This is a genomic window from Allosphingosinicella sp. (genome assembly GCF_036387215.1).
In the GTDB taxonomy this organism is placed as follows: domain Bacteria; phylum Pseudomonadota; class Alphaproteobacteria; order Sphingomonadales; family Sphingomonadaceae; genus Allosphingosinicella.
In genome coordinates this window covers 1-6,726 of record NZ_DASVUE010000300.1, presented here as the reverse complement: position 1 = coordinate 6,726, position 6,726 = coordinate 1, and the positions used below count along the sequence as shown (strand labels likewise).

Sequence of the window (6,726 nt, the reverse complement as noted above, 5' to 3'; positions counted from 1 at the left end):
TCTCTTCATGCAGGGGGTTTTTGCAGATTTGCTGGTCGCAATCCTCGCCGCGATGTTGATCGTGGCGGCGGCTGGAGACCTTCGCACGCGCACGATCCCCAATTGGCTCAACGGCGCGATCGCGCTCGGTGCGATCCCCTTCTGGATCGCTTCGGGAATGGCCCTGTGGCCCGACATCACCTTTCAGGTGGCAGTCGCGGCCGCGGTGTTCGGGCTCTTCACCGCCGCGTTCTGCATGGGCGCGATGGGCGGCGGCGACGTCAAGATGGTGGCCGCGATCGCGCTCTGGCTTCCGCTCGGCGCGGTCATGAAGCTGCTCGTGATCATGTCGCTTGCGGGCGGCGTGCTCACGATCGCGATGCTGGTCCGCCGGCGGATGGCGAAATCACGGGCACAATTGGAAATTCCCTACGGGGTGGCGATCGCATTCGGCGGGTTCTGGCTGATTGGCGAACGGTTTCTTAACCAGTTTGGATGAATAGGTAGGCCGGGCTCAGTTATGCCCGACAGGAGGCGACAAGCGTCATGGATGTGAAAAAGATCGTGCTGCTGATCGGCGCGCTTGCGATAGCGGCCTTCACTGCCGTTATGGCCAAGAACATGTTTGCCGGAGCAGGCGCTCCGCAGGCCGAGGCGAAGGCGGCGGTTCCGGCCGGGCCGGAAGTCCTCGTTGCGACCCGCTCGCTTCCGGTCGGCACCATCATCGATGCCGAGGCGCTCCGCTACCAGCCGTGGCCTGAAGGCCTCGTGCAGCCCGCCTACTTCATGAAGGGCCAGCCCGGCACCAATCCGGCCGAGTTGATCGGCACGGTTGTGCGCAACGAAATCACCGCCGGCCAGCCGCTCACCCAGGGCTCGCTGATCAAGCCGGGCGAGCGCGGCTTCCTTGCCGCGGCGCTTGGGCCGGGCATGCGCGCCGTGACGGTGCCCGTGTCGAACATCAACGGCGTCGCCGGCTTCGTCTTCCCGGGCGATCGTGTCGACATCGTCCTGACCCAGACGGTGCAGGGCGGAGGCGAAGGGTCGCCGCTGAAGGTCTCCGAAACCATCATCCGCAACATCCGCGTGCTCGCCACCGACAAGCGCACGACCGCGACGAACGCCGAAGGCAAGCCCGAAGTGGTGGACTTCTCGTCCGTCACCTTCGAGGCGACGCCGAGGATCGCCGAGAAGGTCGCAGTCGCCCAGATGATCGGCCAGCTCTCGCTCTCGCTTCGTCCGCTCGCCGACACGACGGCCGAGCTGGAGCGGGCGATCGCAGCCGGCGACGTGAAGGTGCCGGAAGGCGTCGATCCCGCAACCGAGCGCAAGATGCTGCTGGAGGTCGCCTCGCGGCCAATGGACACCGGCGCCACCTACACCGTGGGTGCCGACGTCTCGAGGTTCCAGCGCAGCACGATCCCCGGCAGGAGCTCGGGCGCTGCCCCGGCGCCCGCCGATCCGGTGGGCCAGATGGGCCAGGTGTTCGGCTCGCTCGCCGGTGCGATCGCGGCCGGAAAGGCGCCGGCTGCCTCGCAAGCCGCGCCCGCTACGCCGACCGGCCCGGTCGTTCGGATCGCTCGCGGCAACAATGTCACCGTCGTTCCGGTGGGAGCTAAGTAAGATGATCAAAGGCAACATCATGAAGCGCGTCGTGCTCACCACCACGGTGGCTGCGGTGATGACCGCCAGCATCGGCGCCACCGCACCGACGGTTGCGCTGGCCCAGCCGGCCTCGTCCAGCCGCCCCTCCGAAGACGTCACCCTCTCGGTCGGCGCCGGCCGGATGGTCCGCCTCAACGGGACCATGACCGACCTTTTCGTCGCCGACGACAAGGTGGCCGACGTTCAGGTCCGCTCCGCAGACCAGATCTACATCTTCGGCAAGGGCCCGGGCGAGACCACCATCTACGCCACCAACAAGGCGGGCAGGACGGTCTATTCGGCCAACGTCCGCGTCGGCACCAACATCGGCTCGGTCGACAAGCTGCTGCGGCTGGCGATGCCCGACTCGCAGATCCAGGCGACCCCGATGAACGGCGCCGTGCTGCTCACCGGTACGGTCGCCACCCCCTCGGACGTCGAGGAAGCGGGCCGGATCGTCCAGGCCTATGTCGGCGAGGGCACGCAGGTGATCAGCCGCCTCAAGACGCCGACTCCGCTGCAGGTGAGCCTGCACGTGAAGATCGTCGAAGTCAGCCGCTCGGTGTCGAAGAGCTTCGGCATGAACCTGCTCTCACGCGACACCACCGGCGGCTTCCTCTTCGGCATCGGCCAGGGCAATCCCGGACCGATCACCGACAAGCCAATCGGTGACCTGAAAAACCCCATCACGGGCGAAGCGATCAACCGGACCATGTTCGGGTTCAACAACAAGAGCCCTGGGACGACCTTGGGCTTCGCAGGCCGGCTGCTCGGCCTCGATATCCTCTCGACGATCGACCTTGCCGAACGCAACGGCCTGGTGACGACGCTCGCTGAGCCGAACCTGACCGCTCTTTCCGGCGAAACGGCAAGCTTCTTGGCGGGCGGCGAGTTCCCGATCCCGACTTCGGGCGGCATCGGCGGCACCGCGATCGAGTTCAAGCCTTACGGCGTCAGCCTCGCCTTCACACCGGTGGTGCTCGAAGGCGGACGGATCTCGATGCGGGTTCGCCCGGAGGTTTCCGAAATCTCGAGTGAGAACGGCGTCAAGCTGAACGGCTTCGAAGTTCCTGCCCTCACCACCCGCCGCACCGAAACGACGGTGGAGCTCGGCTCCGGCCAGAGCTTCGTGATCGGCGGGCTGCTGCGCAACAACAACAACAATTCGGTCGACAAGGCTCCGTGGCTCGGCGACATTCCGATCCTCGGCGCGCTGTTCCGCTCCACCAGCTTCCGCCGGAGCGAGAGCGAGCTCGTGATCGTGGTCACGCCCTATCTCGTGAAGCCGGTCAGCGCGAACCAGATCGCTCTTCCGACCGACGGCTACCGCACCGCCAATGACGGCCAGCGCGTGTTCCTCGACCAGAAGCACGACAGCCGAAGCAGTGATCCTCGCCCGGGACCGACCATCGCTCCTGCGCAGGTCGTCGCTCCCTCGGTCGGGCAGGTCGGAAGCGCGGACGTGCCGCCGCCGGCGGCTCCGGCTCCGGCGCAGCAGGCTCAGCAGAAGGCCGTCCGGCCCCAGCAGAGCGCTGCCGCCACTCCGGGGTTCAGCTTCTGATGTCCGCCCGCGTTCGAAAGGAAAGCCTCACCATGGCACAGTTGAAAATCACCGCGACCGCATTTGCCCTGGCCATGACGTTGGCGGCCTCGGGTCCGGCTGCTGCGCAGCGCAACCCGAGCCTCTACTCGGTCAACCAGCCGGTCGTGCAGCGGACCGATTACGTGATCGATCTCGGCGCAGGCGGCGGCGGCGTACGCGAGAACGAGCTTTACCGGCTCTCCGAATGGTTCGGGTCGATCGGCGTCAAATATGGCGACCGGATCTTCGTCGACACCGGCGCCTACCAGGATGCGCGTGCGCGGCAGGACGTGGCGGAAGTCGCGTCCGAATTCGGCATGCTGCTGAGCCGCGGCGCTCCCGTCACTACCGGCGCAGTGCAGCCAGGTTCGGTGCGCGTGATCGTCACCCGCTCCGAGGCGTATGTGCCCGGCTGCCCCAATTGGGGCGAGAGGGGAACGGTCGGCGATCGGATCACGACCTCGACTAATTATGGCTGCGCCACGAATTCGAACCTTGCTGCAATGATCGCGGACCCCAACGATCTCGTGCTCGGCCAGACCGGCAGCAACCGCGGCGACATGACTGCATCCACGAAGGCGATCAAGTCCTACCGCACGGCTCCTCCTTCGGGCGCCGGCGGCAAGCTTGAAGCTGTCTCATCGAAAGGTGGCAATTAATGAACGCGCCCTTCCATGCTGCGCGGGGAGCCGCTCTGCGCGATCCGTTCACGGCCTTCGTGTGTGACGAGGCGACGGCCGAGATCCTGCGGCCGGTTGCAGTCGAACATGGCTGGGCACCGGAGAAGGTGAACCGCGGCGGGCTGCGCAACGCGGTCCAGTCGCTCTCCGTCTCGGCAAGCCCGAACATCCTGTTCGTCGACCTTTCCGAATCCGGCGATCCGCTGAACGACATCAATGCTCTGGCCGAGGTCTGCGAGCCCGGGACGGTGGTGATTGCCGCCGGCCAGGTGAACGACGTCCGCCTCTACCGCGACCTGCTCGCGAGCGGCATCCAGGATTATCTCCTGAAGCCGTTTACGGCCGATCAGCTGCGCGACGCCTTCGCGAATGCGCAGATGACGATCTCCGGCCCGCGCGTGAACGAGCCGACCGTCGACCGTCCGCACGTCATGGCCGCCGTGATCGGCGTCCGCGGCGGCGTCGGCGCATCGACGATCGCGACTTCGCTCGCGTGGCTGATGGGCGACAAGACCGGCCGCTCGACGGCGTTGCTCGATCTCGACATCCACTTTGGAACCGGCGCGCTCGGGCTCGATCTCGAGCCGGGCCGCGGACTTACCGACGCGATCGAGAATCCGAGCCGCATCGACGGCTTGTTCATCGAGCGCGCGATGGTCCGCGCGAACGAGAAGCTCTGCGTCCTTTCCGCCGAGGCGCCGATCAACCAGCCGATGCTGACCGACGGCTCCGCTTACTACCAGCTGCAGGAGGAGATGCGCACCGCGTTCGAGACCACCGTTCTCGATCTTCCGCGCACGATGCTGGTTCAGCACCCGCACCTCGTCCACGATGCTCATGTTTGCGTCGTCGTCGTCGAGCTCACCCTCGCCGGCACCCGCGACGCGATCCGGATCCTTTCCTGGCTGAAGGCGAACGCGCCGCAGTCGCGCCTGATCGTGGTCTGCAACAAAGTCGCGACCGGCGGCGTGCAGGAGATCAGCCGCAAGGATTTCGAGAAGTCGATCGAAAGGCCGATCGACATCATCGTGCCGCTGGACCTCAAGGCAGCCGCGCAGGCGGCGAAGCTCGGCCAGCCGATTGCTCGCGCCGGCAAGAACCCGAAGATCACGCAGCCGCTGACCCAGCTCGTGACCATGACCGTCTCCGCCGTCGACGGCAGCGAAGACAAGAGCGAGGCCGCACAGCTCAGTCCCTCGCTTCTGGGCAAGCTCGGATCGTTCAAGTCGCTGGTGGCCAAGAAGCCGAAGGTCGAAGCCGCTCAGGCCGCCTGAGCGTCAGCTCGAGGCATGCCGGCAAGCGTAGTGGAATGAAGGGCTGCTGATGTCGATGATGCAGATGATGATGATGGTTGGCGGCATGCTCGGCATGCTCGGCCTCATCTATTTCGCAATGGCCGGCCCCTCGCCCGACAAGGCCCGTGCGCGCCGGCTGGACAGCCTTCGCGAGCGGCACAGCAAATCGGACGAAGTCGCCGCCCAGGCGCAGATGAAGCGCATTCTCGCTACGCGCGAAACGAAGATGGACAGCAGGCTTCAGCAGTTCATCCCGAACCCTGCGCTTCTCCGCCGCAGGATCGAGCAGACCGGCAAGAACTGGAGCCTCAGCAAGTATCTTGGCGGATCCCTCGGGGTCGGCGCCTTCGTTGCGCTGCTGCTCCTGTTCAAGGGGATGCCGTTCATCCTCGCTATCGTGCTCGGGCTGTTTGCCGGCGTCGCCATCCCGCACTTCGCCGTCAGCTATCTGATCGGCAAGCGCATCAACCTGTTCAACTCGCGCTTTCCGGACGCAATCGAGCTGATGGTCCGCGGGCTCCGCTCCGGCCTTCCCATCTCGGAGACGATGGGCGTCGTGGCCTCCGAAGTAGCCGGACCGATCTCAGTCGAGTTCCAGAGCGTCGTCGACAAGATGAAGATCGGCCGGACGATGGAGGCTGCGCTTCAGGAAGCCGCGGACCGAATCGGAACGCCCGAATTCCAGTTCTTCGTCATCACGCTCGCGATCCAGCGCGAGACCGGCGGCAATCTCGCCGAGACGCTCGCCAACCTCGCCGAAGTGCTGCGCAAGCGCGCGCAGATGAAGCTCAAGATCAAGGCGATGTCGTCGGAATCCAAGGCGTCCGCCTATATCGTCGGCTCGCTTCCCTTCGTCGTCTTCGGCCTCGTGTGGTTCATCAACCCCGGGTACATGGGCGGGTTCTTCGAGGATGAGCGACTGATCGTCGCAGGTCTCGGCGGGCTCGTCTGGATGAGCATCGGCGCGGCGATCATGGCCAAGATGGTCCGGTTCGAAATCTGAGCGGAGAGGCAGTTCAAGTCATGGCACCTGCAAGCGGCCCGACCATCCTGGGGATCGATGTCGTGATGGTGGCGACCTTCCTCGCCGCCATCGCCACCTTCGCCGTCATGGTGGCGATCTATGCCGCCACCACCGTCCGTGATCCAATGGCGAAGCGCGTCAAGGCGCTCAACGAGCGGCGCGAGCAGCTGAAGGCCGGCATCGTCGCCTCCACCTCCAAGCGCCGCAAGAGCATCACCAACCAGAACGAGGTGGCCGACAAGGTCCGCGGCATCCTCTCCTCGCTGAAGGTGCTGCAGGACACGCAGGTCATCAAGGCGCAGAAGAAGCTGCTGCAGGCGGGCATCCGTTCCAAGGATTATGCCTTCGTCATAATCTTCGCCCGGCTGGTGCTGCCGATCGTGTGCGGCGCGATCGTCATCATCGGCGTCTACGGCCTCGGCTGGCTGGAGAGCTGGACGCCGCTGAAGCGCTACGGCGTGGTCGCCGGCACCTTGCTGCTCGCCTACAAGGCGCCGGACCTGTGGCTGAAGAACAAGGTCC

6 protein-coding genes and 1 pseudogene are annotated in these 6,726 nt (G+C 65.6%); all 7 read left to right on the top strand.

What is annotated here, in order from left to right; translation table 11 throughout:
• A partial coding sequence (locus tag VF662_RS12230) for an A24 family peptidase (RefSeq protein WP_464141559.1) occupies positions 1–478 on the top strand: 478 nt, incomplete at its 5' end.
• A gap of 47 nt (positions 479–525) precedes the next feature.
• Positions 526–1,602 carry a Flp pilus assembly protein CpaB gene (gene cpaB, locus VF662_RS12225; RefSeq protein ID WP_464141557.1) on the top strand — a complete coding sequence of 359 codons (1,077 nt, stop codon included), beginning with the start codon at positions 526–528 and terminating at the stop codon, positions 1,600–1,602.
• A 1-nt stretch (position 1,603) separates the two neighbouring features.
• On the top strand, positions 1,604–3,184 hold the full coding sequence (locus tag VF662_RS12220) for a type II and III secretion system protein family protein (protein ID WP_464141555.1): 1,581 nt from the start codon (positions 1,604–1,606) through the stop codon (positions 3,182–3,184).
• Positions 3,185–3,216: 32 nt separating this feature from the next.
• Complete coding sequence (locus VF662_RS12215; protein ID WP_464141553.1) at positions 3,217–3,864, top strand: CpaD family pilus assembly protein; 648 nt, start codon at positions 3,217–3,219, stop codon at positions 3,862–3,864.
• Positions 3,864–5,159, top strand: coding sequence for a pilus assembly protein CpaE (locus VF662_RS12210; RefSeq protein ID WP_464141550.1), 1,296 nt, complete (start codon positions 3,864–3,866; stop codon positions 5,157–5,159). Before VF662_RS12215 ends, VF662_RS12210 begins: the two co-directional genes overlap by 1 nt.
• A gap of 49 nt (positions 5,160–5,208) precedes the next feature.
• Positions 5,209–6,183: a type II secretion system F family protein gene (locus tag VF662_RS12205; protein WP_464141548.1), complete on the top strand. Its 975-nt coding sequence runs from the start codon at positions 5,209–5,211 to the stop codon at positions 6,181–6,183.
• Positions 6,184–6,203: 20 nt separating this feature from the next.
• Positions 6,204–6,726, top strand: a pseudogene (locus tag VF662_RS12200) (type II secretion system F family protein); the annotation flags it as partial.